The sequence below is a fragment of the Actinoplanes sp. CA-252034 genome (assembly GCF_050956125.1).
GTDB lineage: Bacteria > Actinomycetota > Actinomycetes > Mycobacteriales > Micromonosporaceae > Actinoplanes.
This window is the reverse complement of the sequence record NZ_CP191846.1, coordinates 2,149,575-2,173,375: the sequence shown is the minus strand read 5'-3', so window position 1 is coordinate 2,173,375 and position 23,801 is coordinate 2,149,575. Positions and strand designations below refer to the sequence as shown.

Genomic DNA, 23,801 nt, shown 5'->3' with positions numbered 1-23,801 from the left:
CGGGGAGAGTGCGGAACGGTTGCTGGACGGGCGCTACCGGATTGTGGCTGCCAGCTTCTGCAGCGCCTCCTTCGCGCCGCTGGTGATCGGCTGGCCGTGGCCGGGCAGGATGGCCCGCACGTCGAGGCCGGCCAGCTTCTTCACCGAGGCCGCCGCCTGGGCCGCGTCCGCCGTGTACTGCGGGGCCGAGCCCTCCAGCACGTTCTGGTTGCGCAGCGCGTCGCCGGCCACGAGCACACCGGTGCCCGGCTCGAAGACCGACACGTGGCCCAGAGTGTGCCCCGGAGTGCCGATCATCTGCAGCCCGAAGACGTCGTCACCGTCCTTGATCGCCTGGATCTGCTTGCCGGCCGCGTCGATCGCGGCGACGTCGTCGGTCCCCGCGTAGAGGGTGGCCGAGAGCTTCGGCGCCATCTCGGCGAGCCCGCCCGCGTGGTCCGGGTGCTGGTGGGTGAGGATCACGTGCTTGACCGACGCCCAGGTCAGCCCGGCGGCCTTGAGGCCGGCCTCGACGGCGGAGGCCGAACCGGCCGTGCCGGTGTCGACGACGGCCACCTCACCGTTACGGACCAGCAGGTAGACGGCGACGAAGTCGAGATCGACACGATGCCAGTCGACCCCCGGCCCCGGCGGGGCGCTGCTCGCCGCCGCGCCGGGCCCGGCTGGGTCGTTCTTCTCCGGTGTGCTGCAGCCGGTGAGCGTGTTGAGGACGGTTATGCCGAACACACCCGAACCCGCGGTCAGCAGAAGTCTGCGGTTGAGCCGGAAGCCACTCATCCCTCCTGCCTAGCGCATCCGGCGAGGTTTCGCTCCCCCGGAGGCGGGCACCGCAGAACTGTGCCCGCATCGCAACCCGTCATCGACGCGATCGTCGCCGAGCATCCCGGCTACCGGCCGCTGACCCTCGACCTGTTCCGTCCCGAGCGCGGTGGGCCGCCGTACCCGCTGGTGATCTGGGTGCACGGCGGGGCGTGGCGGTTCGGCAGCAACAAGCAGGACGGCCCGCAGCTCGCCCCGGCCCGGATCGGCGACCGGATCCTCGACGCCGGATACGCGCTGGCCCGGGTCACGTACCGGCTCAGCGCCGAGGCGACCTTCCCGGCCCCGCTGCACGACGTGAAAGCGGCCGTGCGGTGGTTGCGGCGCCGCTCCGGGGAGCTGGGGCTCGACCAGGGCCGGTTCGCGATGTGGGGCGAGTCGGCCGGCGGCCATCTGGCCTCTCTCGTGGCGCTGAGCGGCGACGACCCGGTCGGCGCGGGCGACGGCGGAGTCCAGGGCGTCTCGGACGCGGTCCGGGCCGGGGTGATCTGGTACGCGCCGAGCAACCTGCTGACCATGGCCGCCCAGAACCATCCCGAGGGACTGCAGGACCACGACGCCCCGGACTCCCCGGAGAGCCGTCTGGTCGGCGGCCCGGTGCAACAGATGCCGAAGGAGTCGGCGGCCGCCAGCCCCGTCAACTACGTCACGCCGGATGCGCCGCCACTGCTCCTCGTCCACGGCGAACAGGACCGGATCGTGCCCGTGGGGCAGAGCCGGGAGCTGTACGAGCGTCTCCATGCTCTGGGTGCGCCGGTCGAGTTGCGGACCGTGCCGGGCGCCGACCACTGCTTCGTCGGCGCCGATCTGGGGCCCCTGGTCCAGGAGAGCCTCGACTTCCTGGCCCGGACCCTGAAGCCACTGTCCGGCCGGCACTGACTCCGGACCTTCCGGAGGGGGCTTCCCGGCTGTCAATCGGGCAGTGCCGACGACAGGTGCCGCCGGGAGCGGATGTCGAGTTTGCGGAACACCTGCCGCAGATGGTGGTCGACGGTGTTGGCGCTCAGGAACAGCTGCGCGGCGATCTCGCTGTTGGTGGCGCCGCCTGCCGCCAGGCCCGCGATCGCCAGCTCGCGCGGGGTGAGGCCGCCCCGCCCGGCGGCCGGGGTCGTGGCGGTGAGCTCCATCGCCGCCCGGGCCGCGAATCCGGCCGCGCCCATCGCCTCGAACATGTCACGGGCGGTGCGCAACTCGGCGGCCGCGTCACGGCGGCGCCTGCGGCGGCGCAGCCACTCCCCGTAGAGCAGGTGGGCGCGGGCCAGGTCGCCGCGGGCCCCGACATCGCCGAGCAGGCCGATCGCTCGCCGATACTGCGCCTCGGCCACGGCCGGCCCGGCCAGCAGCGCCCGGCTACGGGTCAGCACACCGAGCGCCCACCCGGTGCCGGCGGCCGACGCCCAACCGGAGAACGTGGCCACGGCCCGGGTCGCGAGCGGCCGGTCGCCGCTGCGGGCCGCCGCCTCCACCAGGTCGGGCAGCACCCGGGTGTGCACGGACAGCACGTCGGCGTCGACCGCCTCCCGCCCGATCACCCTGGCCCCCGCGTAGTCGCCGCGCGACAGCGCGAGGACGACCAGACCCGCTTGGACCAGGCCGCGCATCGACCCGGATCCCAGCCGGCCGGCCGTCGCGAGGGCCTGGCGCAGCCCGTCCTCCGGGTCGTCCGGCCCGGACCGCCAGGCGACCAGATCGGGCCGGCGGTCGATCACGCCCCGGTCGGCGGCCCCGATCCGGGCCCGTGCGCGGTCCGCCTCGGCGAGCAGCTCGGCGGCCCGGTCCAGGTCGCCGAGCTGCACCTCCACGGTCGTCGCGCAGTACAGCGTGGTGACCAGGCGGCCCAGCGCCCCGGTGCGGCGGGCGGCGTCGGCGGCCCGGCGCCAGATCGCCCGCTGCAGTTCCGGATCCCACAGCAGGGTGCTCGCGACGGCCGTGGTCAGGTGGTGGCTCAGCACCACGTCGTCCGGTACGGCCGGATCCAGCAGCGACCCGGCGGCCCGCCGGACCTCACGGACCGCCGGGCCGGGGTCACCGGCGACCTGCGCGGCGAACGCCCGCAACTGCTGCTCGGTCACCTCGTCACCACTGCCGGGCGCCAGGGTCACGACGGCTTCGGCGATCTCCGCGGAACCGATTCCGGAGCCCGGCTCCCCCGCGCGCACGGCATGCTCGGCGGCCGTCAGCAGGGCGACCCGGGCCAGGCGAGCCGCCGGCCCGCCGAGGGCGGACACAGACCGCGACCCGGCGACCGGGTCGGCGAGGGCGGGCGCGGAAAGAGCGGACACGGCCTGCGACCCGGCGACCGGGTCGGCGAGGGCGGGCGGCGATGGCAGCGCGGCGAGGGCGGACGCGGGCTCCGGGTCGGGGGACGACCAGGCGAGAGCGATCGCGGCCCGCAGGCAGAGCGCGGGTCCTCGGGTGTACGCGTCGTCGGCGCCCGACATGGCCAGGGCGTTCGCTCGTACCGTCAAGGCCCGGCCGTGCACGGTGAGCATGCCGTCGGCCGTGCGCACCGCCGCCTCGGCCAGATGTCGCGCCTGCACGGGCGCCCCGGCGTGCACCGCGGCCTCGGCGGCGTCCAGCAGGCGCTCCGCACGGGCACCGGCGTCCCGGGTCAGCTCGGCGGCGCGGAGCAGCAGGTCGGCCCGGCCCGCCCAGTCACCGGTCGCAGCGGCCCGGACCAGCACGGCGGCCACCGTCTCGTCCGGGCCGGCGCTGGCCGCGGCCAGATGCCGGGCCCGCCGGCCCTCGTGGCCCGGCCGGTCGGTGACCGCGGCGAGGGCCGCATGCGCCGCCCGCCGCTGGGCCCGGGTCGCGCCGCTGTAAACCGCCGACCGTAGGAGCGGGACCGGAAGACCCACCGCCGGCGGTGTCCCGTCGTCGGGGCGGCCCGGAGGACCCGCGGCCGGCACCTCGCCGGATTCCTCCCGCCCGAGGCCGAGCCGGCGCGCGGCCGCCTCGACGTATCCGGGGTCGCCATCGGGTTCGGCGGCGGCGAGCAGCAACCGGGTCCGGGCCGGGGCGGGCAGCTCCCGCAGGCGGGGGTCGACGAGCCGCCCGCCGACCGGCAGCGGGTCGGGCAGCGACCGTGCCCCGGCCATCTGGTCGGCGCTCAGCTCGCGGCCGAGACCGGTGAGGGCGAGCGGGTTCCCGCCGGTCGCCGCCACCAGCCGGGTGGCCACCTGATGGTCGATCGGCCCGGCGACCACCGACCGCAGCAGGCCGACCCCGTCGTCCACGCCGAGCCCGCCGACTTCGAGCAGGGGAAACACGGCAGACCGGCCGGCGCCCGCGGCACCGGCACCACCGGCACCACGGGCACCACCCGCACCACCCGCACCACCGGCACCAGCGGCGCCACCGGCTCCGGCGGCACCGGCCACACCGGGGCCGACGGCCTCGCGAGGGAGGCGGACGGGCGCGGGCGCGACAGGGCGTCTGTCAGCGGGCCGGGCTCGCGGGTCACCAGGATCAGGCCGAGGCCGGGGGTCCCGGCGCAGCCGACGATCGCGGTCCGGGACGCGACGTCGATCCACTGGGTGTCGTCGACGACGCACAGGATCGGCCCGGCCGCCGCGAGCAGCGACGACGCGGCGGCGACGACGCGGTCCGGCCCGGCCGGTGGCCCGTCGGCCAGTCCGCAGGCCACCCGCAGGGTGTCCCGATGGCCGGCGGGCAGGTGCGGGGCGGCGCCGAGGACGGGGATGAGCAGTCGGTGCAGGGCGGCGTACGCGAAACCGGCCTCGGCCTCGAACCCGGCCACCCGGAGTGCCCCGGCCGCGACGACGTGATCGACCAGGGTGGTCTTCCCGGCGCCGGGCGCACCCGCCACCACCAGCGTGCCGCCGGGGTCTCCGTGCGCCGCCGTCAGGAACTCCCGCAGCGCCGCGCACTCCCCGGCCCGTCCCAGGAGAGCCATGACGGCCCGAACCTATCGGCCACCCGGTCCGGGCCACCGTGCTCTGTGTGCACCGTGATCGGCTCACGGTGCACACCACGGTCAGTCGGTGGCGCCTTCGCAGATGAAGCGCGGCTCGGGGTCGTACTTCCAGGTGAACTTCTCCCGCTTGGCGACCTTGCCCTCTTTGTGGAACAGCCGCCACGCGTCCTGGGTGAAGCCGATCAGGCCGCTCGTGGCGATGCAGTCGGGCCCGTCCGGCTTGGTGATCGTCGGCGGGGAGGTGACGTTGCGCCGGGCGCTCCACTCGGTGGTCACCTTGTCCCACACCCTGGTGCTCCACATCGACACGGTGATCGAGCCGCTGGTCCAGGCGGTGTCGATGAGCACCCCGTACGGGCTGTCGTTCTTGAACTTGAAGTCCAGGTCGGGCCAGAAGATGGTGGACTCGATGACCGCCGGGTAGCGGTCGAAGTAGTACGAGTGCGGCTTGTGCTCGACGTCTTCGAGACCGGCGTAGTAGCTGGCGTTGAAGAGGGTCGTGGTGAACTGCGAGACGCCCCCGCCGACACCCGGCTGCAGGTGCCCGCCGACGATCACCGGCGCGTCCTTGTAGCCCTGCGCGTAGCTCCGTTCCCCGGTGTGCTTGTTCAGTGAGAACGTCTTGCCGGGCAGGACCAGCGCGCCGCGGACCTGCTTGGCCGCGGTCACGATGTTCTGGCTGCGCGACGACGACAGCCCTCCGGTGAACTTGGTGGTGAAGGTCGAGACCTTCTCCTTCACGCCCAGCTTCTCCAGGTCGGCGACGGAGGTGGCGGGCGCGGCGGTGGTCAGGGAGGCTTCGACGGTACGGGCGTCCGCGCTGGTCGCCGCGGTCAGCAGCTGCGGGGCGAGCGCGGTCAGGTCGAGGCCCCGCCCGTCGGTGCCGGCGACGATCCTCGGTTTGCCGCCGGCGAAGGTGAACCTGGCGTCCGCGGCGGCTACCTCGATCTTCGCGAGCGCGGGCGCGACCGCGGCCCGCAGCTTCCCGGGATCGATCCGCGGCTCGATCAGCCCGGCCTTGTCGGCGGTCAGCACCAGGCTCTTCGCGATCGCGGCCGGTGGGATGGTCAGGGTGCCCCGCTCGGACGTGACGGTCAGCGGCGCGGCGACGGCCGGCTCGGCGACCGTCTCGACCAGTCGGTCCACCTGCTCGGCGGTGGTGGCGGCGTGCAGGTCGACCAGCGGGACGTCGACCGGGACGCCGGTGAGCCAGCCGGCCTTGACCGCGTCGGCCGAGCGCTGCGGGTCGAGGCCGTGGCCCGGTCGTGGGTGCACTGCCTTCGGGGTGAGGCCGGTGAAGGTGACGGCCGGCGCCTTCATGGGGGTGCCGACCTTGCCGACCGCTTTGCGCAGGGCGACGTCGAGCAGGTCGGCGTCGACGGCGATCACCGGCGCGACGGCCCGGTCGCGCAGCAGTGACGGACTGCCCTGCGCGGCGGCGTCGACGGTCGCGTCCACGTCGACGACCAGCCCGATGTCGGCCGGTCGCAGGGTGGCCTCTTTGCCCTCGACCCGCACCGGGACGGCGGCGGTGACCCTCGGGTCGGCGGCCAGGTGGGCGCGCAGCGCGGTGGCGGCCTCGGCGCGGGCCAGGCCGCCGAGGTCGACGCCGAGCACGGTCACGCCACGGGGGACGTCACCGGTCAGCGCGTATCGGGCGGCGCCACCGGCCGCGGCGGCGAGGGCCACGGCGGCGAGCCCGGCGATCAGGGCCCGGCGGCCGCGGCGCGGTGCCGGTGGGGTGGGCGCCTGCGCGGGCGGGCCTGCGAGGTCGTCGTGTGTGGGCGAGGCCTGCTGCGGCAGCCGTACGGTGGGTTGCCGGTCACTGGCGGCGGTCACCGTGCCTCCTTGGGGGTCGAGGGGCGGTGAGCCAGGAATCCTAATCGATCGCGGACACGTGACCGGTAGACGGTCAGCTCCGCTGAGTCAGAGAAAGGGCCGTTCGTACGGTGCTCACCAGCCTTTCCCGGTCGAACGGCTTGGCCAGGATGGTGGATCCCGGCTCGAGGTTGTTGCCGTTCTCGTCGAAGAGCGAATCGGCGTACCCGGAGACGAAGACGACGCACAGGTCGGGCCGCCGGCCGGACGCGATCCGGGCCAGTTGACGCCCGTCCATACCCGGCATCACCACGTCGGTGACCAGGGCCGCGATCTCGCCGCCGTGCCGTTCCAGCAGGCGCAGCGCCTCGGCCGCGTCCGGTGCGGTCAGCACCCGGTATCCGGCACCGCCGAGCATCCGGGCGGTCACCTGGAGCACCGCCTCCTCGTCGTCGACGAGCAGCAGGGTCTCCCCTCCGCCGTCGGGGCGGGGCGCGCTCTTCGGCGGGGGCGGCGGCGCGGGGACGGCGCCGGCGACGGCGGGCAGCGTGATGGTCACCGACGTGCCCGTGCCCGGCACGGAGCGCAGGTCGAGCTGCCCGCCGGCCTGGCTGACGATGCCGTGCACGGTGGAGAGGCCGAGCCCGACCGTTCCGTTCGCCGACTTGGTGCTGAAGAACGGCTCGCAGGCGCGGTCCAGCACGTCCGGGCTCATGCCGGGGCCGGTGTCGCGTACCTCGATGGTCACGTTCCCGCCGGCGGCCGTCGTGGTGATCGTGATCGAGCCGCCCTCCGGCATCGCCTCGCCGCAGTTGCGGACCAGGTTGTCGAGCGCCCTCGCCAGTTGCACCGGGTCGGCCTTGATCTCGGGCAGGCCCGCCCGCAGCACCAGGCGCACCTCGCAGGCCGGTCCGGCGGCCACGCGCAGCGCCTCCCGGTGCTGCTCGATCAAGCTGTTGATCTTGACGATGACCGGCTGGTTGACCTCCCGGCGACCGAAGGCGAGCATGTGCTGGGTCAGGGCCTTGGCACGCTCGCCACCTTTGACCACCTGAGCCAGGTCGACGAGCAGCGACTCGGCGGTCTCGGCCGGGATGCCACCGTCCTCGCGGCCGTCGGTGATCGTCTCGATGGCGAGGTTGGTGTAGCCGAGGATCGCGCCCAGGATGTTGTTGAAATCGTGCGCCGTGCCCCCGGCCATCCGGCGCAGGCTGTCCAGGCGCTCGGCGTCACGGTGCCGGGCGTCGTCCTGGCGGCGCTGGCTCTCCTCGCGCAGCCGTTCCTCGGCCTGGGCGACGTCGGTGACGTCGTCGACCATGAGGACGCCCCCGGTCAGCCCCTCGTCCTCGTCGCGGGTCTGCCGCAGGTGGACCCGCAGGAAGCGGACGTCGCCGTCGGGCCAGGTGATCCGGTGGCTGAACCGCAGCTCGGTGTCGTCACCGTCGCCGCGCAGCACCTCGAGGACGGCCTCGAAGTCACGGTCGGCCAGGCCGAGGGCGCCCTGCCAGCCGTTCTCGACGATCCCGGGCAGCGAGACCTGGAGGATCTCGGCGAGGCGCGGGTTCACATAGTCGGCGCTGCCCTGCCGGTTGATGATCCCGATCCCGACCGGGGAGGCGACCGCCATCGTCTCGAAGAGCCGCTCGGTGTCGTGCAGGGCCCGCACCTTCTCGATCAGCTTGGCGTTGACCGTCTGCAGGTGCGCCTGGGCGAAGTCGTCGTCGGGGGTCGCGCTGATGTCGACCGGGCCGCCGGCCAGCGCGACGTCGATCGCGTCGAGCAGCGCGTCCGGGTCCTGGGATCGCAGCACCACCTGGCTGACCCCGCAGGCCTCGGCGATCGGCCGGGTCTCCGGCTCCAGATAGTTGGCGGTGTAGAAGATCACCGGTGCCTGGGCGGCCTCCCGGTCCGGGTCGGCACGCAGCCGGTGGACCAGTTCGAGGCCGTCGATGCCGGGCATCAGGACGTCCGATACCACCACGTCCGGATGGTGGGTGTGCGCGAGTCGCAGCGCGTCGGCGCCGTCGTGCGCCTCGATGACGTCGTGACCCCGGAAACCGAGCAGCATGCGCACGATCTCCCGGTTGGCGGCCACGTCGTCGACGACCATCACTGTCGCCACGTCGGCTCCCTTGAACGGCGAGTCGGTGGGTGCTATGTCCGTAATAAGGCTAAAGCAGATAAAGGTCGCATGTACGTTGATGCTGAATCGGATTCGGATCCTCGGAGGCCGCAGTGTTGCGTAGGGCCGTGTCTCTGCTGGCCGGCGTGGGCGCGGGCGTCACCGCGGTGCTCCTGGCGCGCCGATCCCGGCAGGCCGTGGCCTGGGCCGAGGCCAACTGGCACAGCGAGGCGATGGAGAACGCCCGGCTCGCCGCGATCGTCGAGGCCTCCCAGGACGCGATCGTCAGCAAGACCTCGGACGGCACCATCATGAGCTGGAACCCGGGCGCCGAACGCCTCTACGGCTACACCGCCGAGGAGATGGTCGGCAGCGACGTCACCCGGCTGCTGCCACCCGACCGGCTCGGCGAGGAGGAGGAGCTGCTCGCCCGGGTCCGCCGCGGCCAGGCCCTCACCCGCTACGAGACGCGCCGCCGCCGTAAGGACGGGACCGTCATCGAGGTGTCGCTCAGCATGGCCCCGATGCGCGACACCGACCACGCCGTGATCGGCACCGCGACCGTCGCACACGACATCACCGTCCGCGTGCAGGCCGACCAGCGCCGCCGGGTCGAGCGCGAGCAACTCGAGATGATCATGCACGCGGCCAGCGACCCGTTCTTCACGATGAGCGGCGACGGCCTGATCACCGAGTGGAACCGGCAGGCAGAGCACGTCTTCGGATGGCAGCGCAGGGAGGTCCTGGGCCGGGACGTGACCGGCACGATCCTGCCCCGGCGTTACCGGCCGGCACTGGACCGGCTGATCACCGGCCGCTGGGAATGGCTGCTCGACCGGCCCACCGAGATGACCGCGGTGCACCGGGACGGCCACGAGATCCCGGTCGAGCTCACCATGTGGCGCATCCGGTCCAACAACGGCGAGCACTTCCACGGCTTCGTCCGCGACATCACCACCCGGCTGCAGACCGAGCAGGCCCTCGAGCAGGCCCGTGACCAGGCGATCGAGACGACCCGGCTGAAGTCGCAGTTCCTCGCGTCGATGAGCCACGAGATCCGTACCCCGATGAACGGCGTCATCGGCCTGACCGGGCTGCTGCTCGGCACCCGCCTCGACGAGCGCCAGCGCCGCTACGCCGAGGGGATCAGCGCGGCCGGCTCGGCGCTACTCTCGGTGATCAACGACGTTCTCGACTTCTCCAAGCTGGAAGCGGGCAAGGTGCTGCTGGAGGAGGCGAACTTCCGGGTCGGCAACCTGATCGACGAGGTGGTGTCGCTGGTCGCCCCGCCGGACACGCACGACGGCCTGACCGTCACCGCGGTCTGCGACGAGCGGCTGCCCCCGGAGGTCTGCGGCGATCCGGCCAAACTGCGCCAGGTGCTGCTCAACCTGGCGGGCAACGCGGTGAAGTTCACCTCGCACGGGACGATCATCGTCTCCGCGCACCTGGACGCCGGACGTGGCGGTGGGCCGGAGGCGGTGCCCATCCGGTTCGAGGTGCACGACACCGGCATCGGCCTCGACGAGCACCGGCAGGAGGAGGTGTTCGAGGCGTTCACCCAGGCCGACGCGGGCACCACCCGGCGGTTCGGCGGGACCGGGCTGGGCCTGGCGATCAGCCGCGACCTGGTCGAGCTGATGGGCGGCCGGATCGGAGTGGTCAGCGAGCCGGGGCGGGGCAGCACGTTCTGGTTCACGGTCATGCTGCGGACCGCCCAGAAGCACGTGGACCTGTTCGAGAGGCACGCCCTGGACGGGTTGCGGGTGCTCATCGTGGACCGGGAGGAGACCGACCGTACGGTCCTGGCCGAGCAGCTGACCGCGTGGTCGATGGACGCGATCGGGGTGGCCGACACGGTGGAGGCGATCGCCGTGATGCGGGACTCGGCCGCTGCCGGACGGCCGATCGACCTGCTCATCGTGGACGTCCACACCGCGCCGGAGGACACCGTGGCGCTCACTCCGCCGGACTGCCCGCCACCCCGGACGATCCTGCTCGCCGACGACGCCCACCACCTGCCCGGCGGGCCCGCCCCGGCATGGGCGGCGGCCGCCTTCACCAAGCCGTTGCGGCAGTCACAGCTCTACGACGCCCTGGTCGGGGTGCTCGGCGACCGGGCCGGCAACACGGCGGCCGGCGCGACCGCGGAGGCGTCACCGGGGCGCGGGCACGTGCTCGTGGTCGAGGACAACGAGATCAACCGTACGGTCGCACTCGGCATCCTGGCCAACCTCGGCTACACCGCCGACGTGGCGGTCAACGGGCGGGAGGCGGTCGAGCTGGCCGGGCGGCGGGAGTATCGGGCGATCGTCATGGACTGCCTCATGCCGGAGATGGACGGCTACGCGGCGACCGCCGAGATCCGCCGCCGGGAGCCGCCCGGCCGGCATGTGCCGATCATCGCGCTGACCGCGGGCGCCCTGGCCGAGGACCGGGCCCGCTGCCTGGCCGCCGGCATGGACGAGCACCTGGCCAAGCCGCTCATCCCGGCCGACGTGGCGCGCGTGCTGGAGCACTGGATCGGCGCCGAGCCGCCCCCGCCGGACCTGCCGACGATGATCGCCGAGATCGAGCGGCGGCTGGACCAGTTGCGCGGCCCCGACCCGGCGGCCACCGCGGGCGCGCTGGCCGGCCTGCTCGCGTCGCTGTCGGCGAAGATCCCGGAACACCTGGACCGGATGGAGCAGGCCCTCGCCTTCGACGACGTGAACCTGCTGCGCATCGAGTCACACCAGCTGATGGGAGTGCTGGCGAACCTGGGCGCGGGCCCGGCGACGACCGCGTGCGGGCGGGTCGAGACCGCCGCCCGGTCCGGAGATCTGGACGCGGCGGTGGCCACGTTCACCGCCGCGCGCCCGCTGATCATGATGGCCCGGGACGCCGCCGACCGGATCCGCCGCAAACCGATCGGCGCCGGCGCCGGTTGATCAGGTCGAGACCCGCTCCCTACGGTCGGCGTAGAGGCTGGTGACGGTGACGGTGACCAGGGTGACGGCGATGACGATCAGCGACGCGTCGGTGGGGATGTCCGGCACACCGGCCCAGAGGCCGTGCGCCCAGTGCAGCACCAGCTTCACCCCGATGAAGGCCAGGATGATCGCGAGACCGTAGTTCAGGTGCCGCAGCCGGTCCAGGACGCTGTGCAGCACGAAGTACAACGCCCGGAGCCCGAGCAGCGCGAACGCGTTCGTCGCGAACACCAGGTACGGGTCCTCGGTCACCCCGTAGACGGCCGGCACCGAGTCGACCGCGAACACCACGTCGGTCATGAACACCGCGACCACGACCAGCGCCAGCGGGGTCAGCGCGCGACGGCCGCCCTCCCGGACCGTCAGCCTCCCGCCCCGGTAGTCGTCGGTCACCGGCATGAGCCGGCGCAACAGCCGGACGCTGCGCATCTGCGCGATGTCGACCTGGTAGTCCTCGTGGCGCATCGCCTCCCGGAACACCTTGGCCGCGGTCGCCAGCAGCACCCCGCCGAACAGCAGGAACGCCCAGGTGCCACTCTGCAGCACGACCGCGCCGGCGGCGATGAAGATCGCCCGCAGCACCAGGGCGCCGGCGATCCCGTAGAGCAGCACCCGCTGGGCCAGCTGCGACGGCACCGCGAAGGCGGCCAGCAGCAGCATGAACACGAACAGGTTGTCGACCGACAGGGACTTCTCCACCACGTAACCGGTGTAGAACTCCACGGCCGGGCCCCGGCCGTACAACTGCCAGATCAATGCCCCGAACGCGCCGGGAAGCGCGAGATAGAACAGCGACCAGCCGACCGCCTCGCGCATCGCCACCTCGTGCGGGCGGCGGGTGATCACGAAATCAGTGGCCAGCAGGGCCAGCAGCACGGCGATGGAGATCGCCCAGAGCTGGGCGGACGCGATGGATGGCAGATCGAACACAGGGCCCCCTCGGACAGGCTTGATCGTCCGAGGTCTCCCTCACCCGCCGGGGCGGGCGAACGCACGAGGGCACATCGGGTGCCCGTGGTGACCGCCACGTTCTGCCGGAGGTACTCCCCTCGCGGCCAGCTTAGGCAGGACAGGCGCCGGGAACCAGGTCAACCTCGTTTTCTGTGGCATTCCGGTTGACGCCGGCGGACCGCCGGAGGACGGTGAAGGTTCGGCTGACACCACAGCCGACCAGCGGTTTCTCATGGGGGTACCGCATGTTCATCGACATCCTTGTAGGCACGCTGCTGATCGTCTGCCTGGTGATCAGCACAGCCGCCCTGACGCCGCCGACGCATCGGCGCCGCCGGCACCGGCACGGCTGAGCAGAACCACGAGCAGCCGCCCCACCCGGGCGGCTGCTCCCCCGCTCAGATCAGGCCCTTCAAGGTCTCCGCGAACCGCGCGGGGGCGCGCAGATGCGGAAAGCAGGGGCGCTTCCCGGCCCGCGACTGCTTCCGATTCAAGAACCAGCATCGGTACGACCGGAGCAGGCTTCCGTCCCAGCGCGCCACCGCGAACTGCCGGTAGGCCGCCGGAACCCCCGCGAGATCGGCCGTGGCCCGGTGCTGTTCCGGGCAGTCCGGCGGCTCGGCGGGTGGCTCGTCGAACGTCAGCACCGCCCGGGTCGTGTAGGAGTCGGCGAACGCCTCGGCCAGCAGCGCACCCTCGCCCTGGCCGACCAGGACCGGCGCCCGGTGCAGGTTCAGTCCGTTGACCAGCACCGCCAGGTCCCGCGCCAGGTCGGCCACAGCGTTCTCGCTGCGCGCCGCCGAGTGCCCGTGCCCCGGCAGGTCAACCGCGATGACACTGCACGCGTCACCGAGCTCGGCAGCGACCGGCCACCAGATCGTACGGTCGTAGAACAGCCCGTGCAGCAGGACCACCGGCCGGCCGTACCGGCCCCAGCGGTCGTAGACGAGAAGGTTCTTCGGGGTTCCGTGGGCATGGGTGGTGCGGCGCGGGGGCTGAGGATGCACGGCGATGGTCTTCCTGATTCGGGGGGACACCAAACATGCGCCGGTCTCCCCCGGTCCACCAAACATTGCCGGGAACTGATCCACTACGGGGCACGGTCCGTATGGTTACGCCCGTGCCCTCCGCTCTGACCAACGCGCGTGTCCTCTCCCCGTGGCGGGCGATCCTCGGATTCGGGCTGGTCAGTCTGGCCGCCGACATGGTCTACGAGGGCGCCCGATCGATCACCGGGCCACTCCTGGCCGGACTGGGCGCCTCCGCTCTCGTGGTCGGCGTCGTCACCGGCGCCGGGGAGGCCGCCGCGCTGCTGCTCCGGCTCGTGTCCGGGCCGCTCGCCGATCGCACCGCCCGCTACTGGGCGCTCACCATCACCGGCTACGGGCTGACCGCGGTGTGCGTACCGCTGCTCGCTCTCGCGCCGGCCCTCGGTGGCGCCGGGCTCGCCGTCGCGGCCGTGCTGATCGTGGCCGAGCGGATCGGCAAGGCGATCCGCTCACCGGCGAAGTCGGCGCTGCTCGCCGAGGCCGCCGGATCGGTCGGCCGGGGCCGCGGATTCGCCGTACACAAAGCCCTCGACCAGGTCGGCGCGTTCGCCGGGCCGCTGCTGGTCGCCGCCGGAGTCGCCGCCTCGGCCGGGGTGATCTGGCCGTCGCTGGCCGCGCTCGCGGTCCCCAGCGCCGCCGCCATGATCCTGCTGATCTGGCTCAGCCGCCGCTTCCCGGCCCCGCCCCGCCGGGAGACGTCCGCCACCGTGACGACCGGCCGGTTGCCACGGCGCTTCCACTGGTTCGCGATGTCGGCCGCCGCGGCCACCGGCGGCCTGGTCACCTTCGGGCTCATCTCCTACCACGCCAGCCGGACCGGGCAGATCCCGATCGCCCTCGTTCCGGTCCTCTACGCCGGGGCGATGGCCGCGGGCGCGATCTCCGCCCTGGCCAGCGGGCACCTGTACGACCGCTGGGGCGCGAAGGTGCTGTTCGCGCTGCCGGTTCTGGCCGCCGCCACACCCGCGCTCGCCCTCTCCGGCAGCACCGCGGCGATCGTCACCGGCACGCTGCTCTGGGGCGCCGCCACCGGCGTGCAGGACTCCACGGTGAAAGCCCTGGTCGCCGACCTCGTGCCGGCGCCGCGACGGGCCACCGCCTACGGGGTCTTCGCCGCCGCGCAGGGTGTCGCCGCGCTCGGCGGCGGGCTACTGGCCGGGTTGCTCTACGAGCAGTCGCTGACCGTGCTGGCCACGGTCCTCGCCGGCGCCCAGCTCGTCTCCGTTGTCCTGCTCGCGGTGACGCTGAGGATGCGCTGACCCTTCGGCCGCCCATGACTCCCTTCCGGATCGGTTCCCCGGTTTCCCGGTTCCCCGCGGCTGCGGCTGACGATGGGGCGGCGAGCTGATCGGCCACTCTCGACAGGCGTCCGGCGGTCCAGGGGGACAGCCGCCGTCGACACCGGTCGCCTAGCCTCACGGTGTGGCGTTCGTTCTCGACACCGGGATGCTGCCGGCCGGCGACCGGGTGGAGGCCGTGCACTCCGCGATGATGTATGCGTCCGCGCCCTGCCACGTCATCCACGAGGACCCGGCCGGGCCGGTGCACGCCCGCATGGAGGTGTGGGACCTCGGCGACGCGAACATCTTCACCTGCCGGTCGTCGGGGCTGCGCCTGCTGCGCACGGCGCGACTCGCCCGGCAGGACGCCATGCCGGTCATCTCCCTCGCCGTCCAGCAGCAGGGGTACGGGCGACTCGACCAGTACGGACGTCAGCAGATCACCCCGCCCGGCGAACTGCTCGGGGTGGACCTGTCCGGGGCGTACGACTACTCCTGGTCCGGCGACGGGGCGGCCGGATGCGTGCAGATCCCGCTCGACCGTCTCGACCTGGCCGCCGACGGTGTCCGGGAGTCCCTCGGCAGGCTGCGCGCCAGTCCGCTGTACCGCCTGGTCACCGCGCACGTCGCCGGCCTCGCCCGGGACCGTGCCCGGATCACCGCGGACCCGGCCGCCCCGCACGTCGCCACCGCCACCGTCGACCTGGTGCGCGCGCTGCTCGCCTCGGCGGCCCGCACCGAGCGCCACACCCGGCAGGCGATGGCCGAGACCCTGCTCGTCCGGGTCCGCGCGTTCGTGCGGGAGAACCTCGGCGACTCGGAGCTGTCCGCGCCGATGATCGCCGCCGCACACCACATCTCGGTGCGCCACCTCTACAACGTCTGCTCGCGGGCCGGACTGTCGCTCGAACAGTGGATCATCAGCGAGCGGTTGCGTGGCGCCCGGCACGACCTGCTGAGCCCCGCCCACCGGCACCAGCCGGTAGCGGCCGTCGCCCGATCCTGGGGATTCCGCGACCCGACCCACTTCACCCGGCGGTTCAAGGCCCGCTACGGGGTCACACCCAGCCGGCTGAGGCGAGCCTCCGGGGAGGCCCTCCTCGCCCCGGACCGGGTCACGGCTCTCTGGCCGTCACCCCCGGGTTGAACCGCTGCCCGCGGCCGGCCCCTCGAGGCGCCGCTGCCGGGCGAACGCCCGGCCGGTGATACACGTGCGGCGAGCGGGCACAGGGCGGTGAGCGGGCAGGACAGCCCGGCGGTCGCGCTGGGGAGGCCGCGCCGGGACTGCGTCGCGGGGTGGTTGCGGAACTGTCCGGTTCTGGCGGGACGGGTTGGCGCGTACCGGAAAGGGATAATCTCCGCCGGGTGGACCTTGAGTTTTCGGACCCGTCGTTCGTCCAGGATCCCTATCCGGCGCTGGCGCGGCTGCGTGAGCAGGCCGCGCTGGGGTTTCATGAGCCGAGCGGGCGCTGGCTGGCGGTGAGCCACGCCGCGGTCGACGCCGTCCTGCGGGATCGGCGGCTCGGGCGGTTCTGGCGTGACGAGGAGCCGGCCGCGGTCTTCGAGCCGTTCAATCTGCTGCACCGGCATCAGATGATGGAAAATGAGCCGCCGGTGCACACCCGTTTGCGGGCGCTGGTGGCGAAGGCGTTCGCGCGCGGGCATGTGGAGCGGTTGCGGGCCACGGTCGCGGCTGAGGCGACCGCTCTGGTGGAGGCGGCGGGGCCGGATCTGGACCTGCTGACGGATCTGGCCGAGCCGCTGGCGGTCACCGTGATCGCCGAGTTGCTGGGGTTCCGGCGGAGGAGCGCGACCGGCTGCGGCCGTGGTCGGCGGCGATGGTCCGGATGTACGAGGTGAGCCGCACCCCCGAGGTGGAGGCCGCCGCGCTGGAGGCGTGCCGGGAGTTCGCGGGTTACATGCGGGAGCTGGCCGCGCGGAAGGCCGCTGAGCCGGGCGACGATCTGATCAGTCACCTGGTGTCGGTGCGCGACGGCTCGGATCGGCTGTCCGCCGAGGAGCTGGTGGCGTCGGCGATCCTGCTGCTCAACGCGGGGCACGAGGCGTCGGTCAACGGGCTCGGCAACGGGATGGTGGCGCTGCTCGATCACCCGCGCGAGCTGGACCGGCTGCGCGCCGACCGGGAGCTGGTGCCGACGGCGGTGGAGGAGATGCTGCGGTACGACTCCCCGTCGCAACTGTTCGTGCGCACGGCGGCGGCCGATGTGGAGATCGGTGGCGTCACGGTGCCCGAAGGGGCGGAGGTGGCGGCGCTGCTCGGGGCGGCGAACCGGGATCCGGCGGTGTTCGCCGACCCGGACCGGTTCGACGCGGGCCGGGTGCCGAACTCGCACATGAGTTTCGGCGCGGGCCTGCACTTCTGTCTGGGGGCGCCGCTGGCCCGGATCGAGATGCAGGCGGCTCTCACCGCGCTGCTCGATCACGCGCCAAGGCTGGAGCTGGCGGCCGAGCCGGTCCGCAGCCCCGGGTTCGTGCTGCGGGGGTACGAGGCGGTCCGGCTGGACGTGATGTGATCTCCGGACGGTAGGGTCGGCCGGTGCGGACGAAGCAGGAGCTGACCGAGGACATCAAGCGCGATCGGCGGGCGGCGCTCGTCGTCAACGCGCGGTCACGGCGCGGCCGGCAGCTCTACGCCGACGCGCACGCACGCCTGCTCGCCGCCGGGTTCGAGGTGCTCGGGTCCTATGCGGTGGACCGTCCCGGCGAGCTGGAGAACTCGTTGGCGGCCGCGCTCGCGCACCAGCCGGATCTGCTGGTCGCCGGCGGCGGCGACGGCACGATCAGCACGGCGGGGCGGATGCTGGCCCACCGCGACGTGGCTCTCGGTCTGCTTCCCCTCGGCACGACCAACAACTTCGCGCGTACGGTGGGAATCCTCCCGAATCTGGATGAGGCGGTCGGGACTCTCACCGACGGCAGGGTGATCGACGTCGATCTGGGCATCGCCGGGGACATGCCGTTCACCAATCACGTCGGCGCGGGGCTCTCCGCCGAGATCATGATCGACGTGCCGAGCCGGCTGAAACGGGTGATCGGGCGGATCGCCTACCCGCTCACCGCGCTCGGCCTGCTGACCCGGCACCGGCCGCTGCGGGTGACGGTTCGCGCGGACGGCCGGGAGATCGTGTTCACCACCCATCAGGTGTATGTGGCGAACGGCGGCTTCCACGCCGGCCGCCCGATCACCGCCGACGCGCACGCCGACGACCGGCTGCTGGTCGCCTACCCGGTCGGCGGGGCGTCGAAGCTGGGCCTGGTGCGCGAGACCGCCCGCAACGCGCTCACCGGGCACCGCCGCACCCTGCGGGACCAGCCGTTCCTCGCGGTCGGCGAGCTGTGGCTGGAGACCGACCGGCCGGCGCACGTCGAGGTCGACGGCGAGCCGTGTGGGGCGACCCCGCTGCGGGTCGCCGTCGACGCCAACGCGCTGCGCATCATGGCGCCACCCGGCACCCCGGACCACTGAGAGCCGCCGTGGTGCTCACCGCCGTCCCCACGCGCTGAGACGGCGGTGAGCACCGGACGGGTCAGTCGGACGGGTCGGTGATCCGGCCCAGCCAGGCGGTCGCCTCCGCGGCGGGCAGGACGCGGTCGAGGGTGATCTCCGGGTGCATCAGGGGGTAGACACGTCCGGTGTTCCAGGACCGGGCGTAGGACGGCCGGTCCAGCACGACGACCCGGTGCCCGTCGAGGACCGGGATGTCGGCGGGACGGCCCTCGCCCCAGATCCGCTCGCCGTCGGCGCCGAACAGCTCGAACTGGCCGCGTACCCCGCCGGCGGGCTGCAGGTCGGGGCCGTCGGTGGCGGCGGCGATCCAGGCCGGTGCGGGGCGGTCGCCCTCGATCAGGCCCTGCGCCGGGTCGCCGATCAGGGTCGCGGCGAGCAGCGTGTGCAGCTGGAAGTTGTCACCGACGCCGCTGATCGTCAGGCGGTACGCCCGTCCGGTCGGCCGGTGGATCACCAGGAACGGCTCGTCGTCGATCACCCGGAGCAGCCCGAACAGCCAGGGTGCCGCGTCGGCGTGGTCGGACATCGCCTCGGCCGCGGCGGCGAGCCGCTCCCGGCCGGGGAGCGCCTGTCGCACCCGTTTCTGCTGCAGGGGCAGGAGCAGGCTGGGGATCCAGTCGTCGACGGTGAAGAACGACTCGGTGATCAGGAGGCCCTCCTCACGCCCGATGCCGGCCTGCGCGGCGGCCCGGGCGGCCCGCTCGATCAGCGCGTCCGCCTCCTCCTGGGTGCCCGGCGCCTCGAACGCGGCACCGTCCTTCTCGGCCAGGACGGGGAAGCGGACGGCGTGCTCGAGACCGTCGGTGACCCGCTCGACCAGCACGTCCAGCAGTACGAACGGGTCGGCGCCGGCTTCGATCAGACCGGCCGCGACCTGGGCCGCCTGACCGCCGTTGCCGATCGACACCTGCTGGACGGCCGGGAGCAGCCGGCGGACGCCCTCGGTCAGCTCGTCGGGGCTGGCCGTGTCGAGCGAGGCGATGATCCCGCGCATCGCCGCCGACGACGCCTCCTCGTCGAGGTCGATCACACCCTTGGCCAGATCTCCGCAGTAGTCCGGCATTGTGCGCTTCTTACGCCTCCACCACATCGGCGCATCGTAGAAGCGCGAAGCCGGGGCCCGCAGGGGACCCCGGCATCTGCGTCCTCTCAGGCGTTGGCGCGCGCCCTGTCCTTGTCGTCCGGGGCGTCGCCGGTCGGGGCCGGCGTCTCGGCCTCGGCGATGATCTGACAATCCTCGGCGGCGTTCTTGCGGTACTGCAGCACCGAGTAGACGATCGCGGCGGCCCAGGCGACGTAGATGACGCCGTAGAGCACGTAGCGCACCGCGTCGGGCGCGTCGATCCAGTCGCTGCGCAGCAGGGAGCGGGTGTTCGTCAGGATGATCACGCCACCGACCGCGGCGCCGAGGACCCTCGGCGGGATGTGACGGACCAGCCAGGCGGCGATCGGCGCGGCGACGACCCCACCGATCAGCAGGGCGAGGACCCACCCGTAGTCGATGTTCTCGCTGCCGATGCCCCAGAGGAAGCCGAGGCTCGCGGCGATGGCGACGAGGAACTCGCTGGTGTCGATCGAGCCGATCGTCTTGCGGGGCTCGAGCCGGCCGCTGGCCAGGATCGCCGGGGTGCCGACCGGGCCCCAGCCGCCGCCACCGGTGGCGTCGACGAAGCCGCCGACCAGGCCGAGGGGGGTGAGGAACCGCTTGCGCAGCGGCTTGCCGAGCTGGCCCTTGGGCAGGCCCTGGAAGGTGAACCGGAGGAACACGTAGAGGCCGAGCACCAGCAGGATGATCGCCATCAGCGGGGCGGCGGTCTCGGTGGAGATGCGGGACAGGACCGTCGCGCCGGCGAAGGCCCCGACCGCGCCCGGGACGCCGATCTTGAGGACGACCTTCCAGTCGACGTTGCCGAACCGCCAGTGCGAGATGCCGGAGACCAGCGTGGTGCCGATCTCGGCGAGGTGAACGGTCGCCGAGGCGGCCGCCGGGTTGGTGCCGATCGCGAGGAGGAGCGTGGTCGAGGTCACGCCGTAGGCCATGCCCAGGCTGCCGTCGACGAGCTGAGCACCGAGCCCGACGAGGGCCAGGAGGAGGAGCTTCTGCATGTCGGACCGCCGGAGGGGGAGGGGGCAATTCCTAGTTCTTGGATCGGAGAATAGAAGCCTAGCTACCAAGTAGGCAAGGCATCAATTGCTACGGCCCCTGACAGGCATGTTGCAGAATGACCACCGTGAGTGACGCTGATGACGTGCGCCGGGTCGCCCTCGCCCTGCCCGAGGCCGAGGAGATCGACAGCGACGGCTTCGACTTCCGGGTGTGCGGTAAGGGATTCGTCTGGTCATATCCGGAACGTCTACCGGGAAAACCGCGCGTGATCCGTACGGATGTGGCGGTTCTGTTCGTCGGCGACGAAGCAGAGAAGCAGGCTCTGCTGCTCGGCGAGCCCGACATGTTCTTCACCACACCCGGCTACGACGGGTTGCCCCTGGTGATGTTGCGACTCGAGAAGGTCTCACCCGTACGGCTGAGTGAGCTGATCACCGACGCCTGGCGGATGCGGGCCCCGGACGACATCGAGGCCGGCCTCACGGCCGGCCTCGACAACGAATCGCGGTGATCAGACGCTCGGGGTAGCCGCCTTGCGGTAGGCGAGCAGGCCCAGGACCAGGCCTGCCAGTCCGGCGACCAGGCCGGCGATGCCCCAGGCCGAGCCGTTGCCGCTGTCGCTCTCCTCGGCGGCGGCCTCGGCGGCCGGGGCGGGGCGGCCGCGGACGGGGCGGCGGCCGAGGCGGCGGCGAGCTTCAGGACCGGCGCCGGGCTCTCCGGCTCGGTGCCGTCGGAGGCCGGCTCGTCGATCCAGCGGACCACGGCGCCGTCGGAGTACGTCTGGAGCGCCTTGAAGACGATCTGGTCGACCGCCGGCAGCGGCCCGAGCGACACGTCGAACTCCTGGAAGGTGCCCGGCTTGATCTCCGAGCCGGCCGCCGCGGTCCAGGTGATCTTGGTGACCGCCTCGGTGATCTCGCTGTCGTGGACCTTGACCGGGGTGGCCAGCTTCGACTTCTCGGCGACCGCCGTCCAGCCCGGCACCGGCTTGACCGACACCGACCCGATCGGGCTCTCGGCCGGCAGGTTGACCTCCAGCTTGGTGGTCGACTCGCTGTCGCTCTCGTTGGGCACCCGGAACGACACCTTGGTGTAACCGCCCTGGGTAGCGGTGCCCGGGTTGACGGTCACGTGCGCGGCCGCCGGACCGGCCAGCGCGAGCACGAACGTGGCGGCGACGGCGGTGACGGTGGCGGCGCGCCGCAGCACGGTCTGCTTCATGGGGGACCCCTTCACGCCTTGCGGCGACGGATGAACAGGAAAGCGGCGCCGGCGGCCAGGAGAACCACCACACCGGCGATGAGACCATACAACGTAGAATTCGATGACTCTTCGGACTTTTTCACCGTTTCCACCGCGGTCGCCGGAGTCGGCGAGGTGGCGGCGGCCGGGGTCGGGGCCGCTTCCGACGGCGACGGCACCGGCACCGGCGAGGACGAGGCGGCCGACGGGTCGTCCACGGTGAAGCGGTACGAGCCCTTCACGGTGTGCCCGTCCGTGGAGACGACCTGGTAGGCGACCGTGTAGACGCCGTTGGCCAGCGGCGCGACGAGGCTGACCACCCCGGTCGCCCCGTCCACCTTCGGCGCGGAGGTCTCCACCTTCGCCTTGGCGGCGTCACTGACCGTGATGGTGGTGTAGTCGGGCTTCAGTTTCTGCAGGAACCGCAGCTTCACCTCGGCCGGCGACTTCTTCAGCGTCGCGTTCTTCGCCGGGTTCGCCTCGGCCAGCGCGTTGTGCGCCCACGCGGGAACGCCCGGCAGCAGCACGGCCAGCAGAGCCGCCAGGGCCGGCAGCATCCTGCTCAGGCGAGCGCCCTCCCGCCGGTCCGGCCGTCCCCGGCGCGGCCCGGTGGAACGGCGAAGACCGCGGATCCGATCGGTGGTGTCCATTCGCTCAACAGGTCCTTCTCGGCAAGACGCCGTGGGATGGGGAGGAAACGGTACTGGTCGGCATCATCTTCCTCAGGCTCGGCGACGCCCGTTAGTCGCCCGCCACCGGAACATAGTTCCCGGCCGTTCCCACGAGATCAGTGGTCGAGCGTGGCGAGCACCTCGAGGAGGCGGTCGATCTCGTCAGGGGTGTTGTAGACGTGCACCGAGACCCGGACCGAGGCGGTCTTCTCCCCCTGGGCGCCCTGGCAGTGGTCGTCCGCGCGAACCAGGAGGCCGTCGGCTGCCAGGATGAAGCCCAGGTCGTTGGAGCCGATGGCGTGGTGGCGGAACGCGACGATCCCGTGACGCTGCTGGACGAGCGAGTCGGCGGTGAGGCTTCGCTGACAGCCGAGGATCTCGTAGGCGGGCATCTTCGACAGGCCCTCGGTCAGGCGGACGCCGAGCGCGCGGTTCCACTCGGCGATCCGGTCGATGCCGGCCTCGTCGAGCCAGCGCATGGCGGCGGCCAGGCTGACGATGCCGCTGGTGTTGGGCGACCCGATCCAGCCCGCCGGGTGGTAGGCGGGGCCCCGGGCGTTACGCGACCAGACGGCCCCGGTGCCGGGCAGGGCCATCGCCTTGTGGCCGGAGAAGACGACGAAGTCCACATCCAGGGTGGACAGGTCGATCGGGATGTGGCCGAAGCTCTGGGCGGCGTCGAGGCAGATCGGCACACCGGGCGCCAGGGTGCGCAGCCGCTGCACGTTCATGTCGCCGCCGTAGACGTGGTGCACGTGGGTGGCGGCGATCAACCTGGTCCGGGGCCCGACGGTGAGGCGCCGGTGGTCGTAGTCGTGTGCGGTGTCGTACGGGATGGCCCGCACCGCGACCCCGGCCAGGGCGGCCGCCTCCACCCAGGGCAGCGTGTTGGCGTTGTGGTCGGCGAACGGGACCAGGATCTCGTCGCCGTCGCGCAGCTGCGGGACCAGCCAGTCCCGGGCGACGGCGCGCAGGCCCTCGGTCGCGCCGCTGACGAACTGGACGGTGGAGCGCTCCGGGTCGGGGTCGCGCAGGAACCTGCGCAGTCGGTCCCGGGCCTGCTCGATGCGGGCCGTGGTGTGGTTGGCCCACGGATAGGTGCCCCGGGCGGCGTTGGCGTTGCCGGTGGTCAGATAGGTGATGACGTCGTCGAGGACCGCCTGTGGCTTCTGCGAGGTGGCGGCCGAGTCGAGGTACGCCACGTCGGGGTTGTCGACGATCATCGGGAATTGGGCACGCAGGCCCCGCTGCCAGCCGGCGAGATCGTCGAGGACGGTCACCCGCCCAACGTAACCGCGTTTGGC

19 protein-coding genes and 2 pseudogenes are annotated in these 23,801 nt (G+C 72.7%); 8 read left to right on the top strand and 13 right to left on the bottom strand.

Annotated features, from left to right (window positions below):
* Positions 1-33: 33 nt before the first annotated feature.
* A complete protein-coding gene (locus ACQPZW_RS09955; RefSeq protein WP_433794533.1) occupies positions 34-777 on the bottom strand; it encodes an MBL fold metallo-hydrolase in 744 nt (247 codons plus the stop codon).
* A 60-nt stretch (positions 778-837) separates the two neighbouring features.
* Here ACQPZW_RS09955 and ACQPZW_RS09950 point away from each other — a divergent pair, with 60 nt between their 5' ends.
* Positions 838-1,698: an alpha/beta hydrolase fold domain-containing protein gene (locus ACQPZW_RS09950; RefSeq protein ID WP_433794532.1), complete on the top strand. Its 861-nt coding sequence runs from the start codon at positions 838-840 to the stop codon at positions 1,696-1,698.
* Positions 1,699-1,730: 32 nt separating this feature from the next.
* Here ACQPZW_RS09950 and ACQPZW_RS09945 read toward each other — a convergent pair whose 3' ends face one another.
* The 4 genes from ACQPZW_RS09945 to ACQPZW_RS09930 all read right to left on the bottom strand — a co-directional run bounded on the left by ACQPZW_RS09945 (position 1,731) and on the right by ACQPZW_RS09930 (position 8,696).
* Positions 1,731-1,946, bottom strand: a complete 216-nt coding sequence (locus tag ACQPZW_RS09945) for a helix-turn-helix domain-containing protein (protein WP_433797498.1) — start codon at positions 1,944-1,946, stop codon at positions 1,731-1,733.
* Between the two features lie 1,982 nt (positions 1,947-3,928).
* Positions 3,929-4,735, bottom strand: a complete 807-nt coding sequence (locus tag ACQPZW_RS09940) for an AAA family ATPase (protein ID WP_433794531.1) — start codon at positions 4,733-4,735, stop codon at positions 3,929-3,931.
* 81 nt (positions 4,736-4,816) lie between these two features.
* The gene (locus tag ACQPZW_RS09935) at positions 4,817-6,595 is read right to left on the bottom strand and encodes a VanW family protein (RefSeq protein WP_433794530.1); all 1,779 of its coding nucleotides are present in this window, start codon (positions 6,593-6,595) and stop codon (positions 4,817-4,819) included.
* Between the two features lie 73 nt (positions 6,596-6,668).
* Positions 6,669-8,696 carry a response regulator gene (locus tag ACQPZW_RS09930; RefSeq protein WP_433794529.1) on the bottom strand — a complete coding sequence of 676 codons (2,028 nt, stop codon included), beginning with the start codon at positions 8,694-8,696 and terminating at the stop codon, positions 6,669-6,671.
* 128 nt (positions 8,697-8,824) lie between these two features.
* On the opposite strand from ACQPZW_RS09930, the gene ACQPZW_RS09925 reads away from it, so the two are divergent.
* Positions 8,825-11,626, top strand: coding sequence for a PAS domain S-box protein (locus ACQPZW_RS09925; RefSeq protein WP_433794528.1), 2,802 nt, complete (start codon positions 8,825-8,827; stop codon positions 11,624-11,626).
* On the opposite strand, the gene ACQPZW_RS09920 is transcribed toward ACQPZW_RS09925, so the two are convergent.
* Positions 11,627-12,598, bottom strand: a complete 972-nt coding sequence (locus tag ACQPZW_RS09920) for a TerC/Alx family metal homeostasis membrane protein (RefSeq protein ID WP_433794527.1) — start codon at positions 12,596-12,598, stop codon at positions 11,627-11,629.
* A 419-nt stretch (positions 12,599-13,017) separates the two neighbouring features.
* A complete protein-coding gene (locus ACQPZW_RS09915) occupies positions 13,018-13,626 on the bottom strand; it encodes an alpha/beta fold hydrolase (protein WP_433794526.1) in 609 nt (202 codons plus the stop codon).
* Between the two features lie 101 nt (positions 13,627-13,727).
* Here ACQPZW_RS09915 and ACQPZW_RS09910 point away from each other — a divergent pair, with 101 nt between their 5' ends.
* The 5 genes from ACQPZW_RS09910 (at position 13,728) to ACQPZW_RS09890 (ending at position 18,435) form a co-directional block, all read left to right on the top strand.
* A complete protein-coding gene (locus tag ACQPZW_RS09910) occupies positions 13,728-14,927 on the top strand; it encodes an MFS transporter (RefSeq protein WP_433794525.1) in 1,200 nt (399 codons plus the stop codon).
* 163 nt (positions 14,928-15,090) lie between these two features.
* Positions 15,091-16,095 (top strand): helix-turn-helix domain-containing protein, encoded by a 1,005-nt coding sequence (locus tag ACQPZW_RS09905; RefSeq protein WP_433794524.1) that lies wholly within the window; start codon positions 15,091-15,093, stop codon positions 16,093-16,095.
* A gap of 218 nt (positions 16,096-16,313) precedes the next feature.
* On the top strand, positions 16,314-16,808 hold the full coding sequence (locus ACQPZW_RS09900; RefSeq protein ID WP_433794523.1) for a hypothetical protein: 495 nt from the start codon (positions 16,314-16,316) through the stop codon (positions 16,806-16,808).
* Positions 16,805-17,482, top strand: a complete 678-nt coding sequence (locus ACQPZW_RS09895; RefSeq protein ID WP_433794522.1) for a cytochrome P450 — start codon at positions 16,805-16,807, stop codon at positions 17,480-17,482. The genes ACQPZW_RS09900 and ACQPZW_RS09895 overlap by 4 nt, the downstream gene beginning before the upstream one ends.
* A 23-nt stretch (positions 17,483-17,505) precedes the next feature.
* The gene (locus tag ACQPZW_RS09890) at positions 17,506-18,435 is read left to right on the top strand and encodes a diacylglycerol/lipid kinase family protein (protein WP_433794521.1); all 930 of its coding nucleotides are present in this window, start codon (positions 17,506-17,508) and stop codon (positions 18,433-18,435) included.
* A 61-nt stretch (positions 18,436-18,496) separates the two neighbouring features.
* Here ACQPZW_RS09890 and ACQPZW_RS09885 read toward each other — a convergent pair whose 3' ends face one another.
* On the bottom strand, positions 18,497-19,540 hold the full coding sequence (locus ACQPZW_RS09885; RefSeq protein ID WP_433794520.1) for a hypothetical protein: 1,044 nt from the start codon (positions 19,538-19,540) through the stop codon (positions 18,497-18,499).
* Between the two features lie 86 nt (positions 19,541-19,626).
* Positions 19,627-20,583, bottom strand: coding sequence for a sulfite exporter TauE/SafE family protein (locus ACQPZW_RS09880; protein ID WP_433794519.1), 957 nt, complete (start codon positions 20,581-20,583; stop codon positions 19,627-19,629).
* A 125-nt stretch (positions 20,584-20,708) separates the two neighbouring features.
* Between ACQPZW_RS09880 and ACQPZW_RS09875 the strand changes: the two genes are divergently transcribed.
* The gene (locus ACQPZW_RS09875; protein ID WP_433794518.1) at positions 20,709-21,095 is read left to right on the top strand and encodes an MmcQ/YjbR family DNA-binding protein; all 387 of its coding nucleotides are present in this window, start codon (positions 20,709-20,711) and stop codon (positions 21,093-21,095) included.
* Here the strand turns inward: ACQPZW_RS09875 and ACQPZW_RS09870 are convergent.
* The 4 genes and pseudogenes from ACQPZW_RS09870 to ACQPZW_RS09855 form a co-directional block, all read right to left on the bottom strand.
* A pseudogene (locus ACQPZW_RS09870) lies at positions 21,096-21,805 on the bottom strand (YcnI family copper-binding membrane protein).
* An 11-nt stretch (positions 21,806-21,816) separates the two neighbouring features.
* Positions 21,817-22,383 (bottom strand): copper resistance CopC family protein, encoded by a 567-nt coding sequence (locus ACQPZW_RS09865; protein WP_433797497.1) that lies wholly within the window; start codon positions 22,381-22,383, stop codon positions 21,817-21,819.
* A gap of 5 nt (positions 22,384-22,388) precedes the next feature.
* Positions 22,389-22,526 (bottom strand): annotated as a pseudogene (locus ACQPZW_RS09860) (Dyp-type peroxidase); the annotation flags it as partial.
* 87 nt (positions 22,527-22,613) lie between these two features.
* Positions 22,614-23,777, bottom strand: coding sequence for an aminotransferase class V-fold PLP-dependent enzyme (locus ACQPZW_RS09855; protein WP_433794517.1), 1,164 nt, complete (start codon positions 23,775-23,777; stop codon positions 22,614-22,616).
* Positions 23,778-23,801 lie beyond the last annotated feature (24 nt).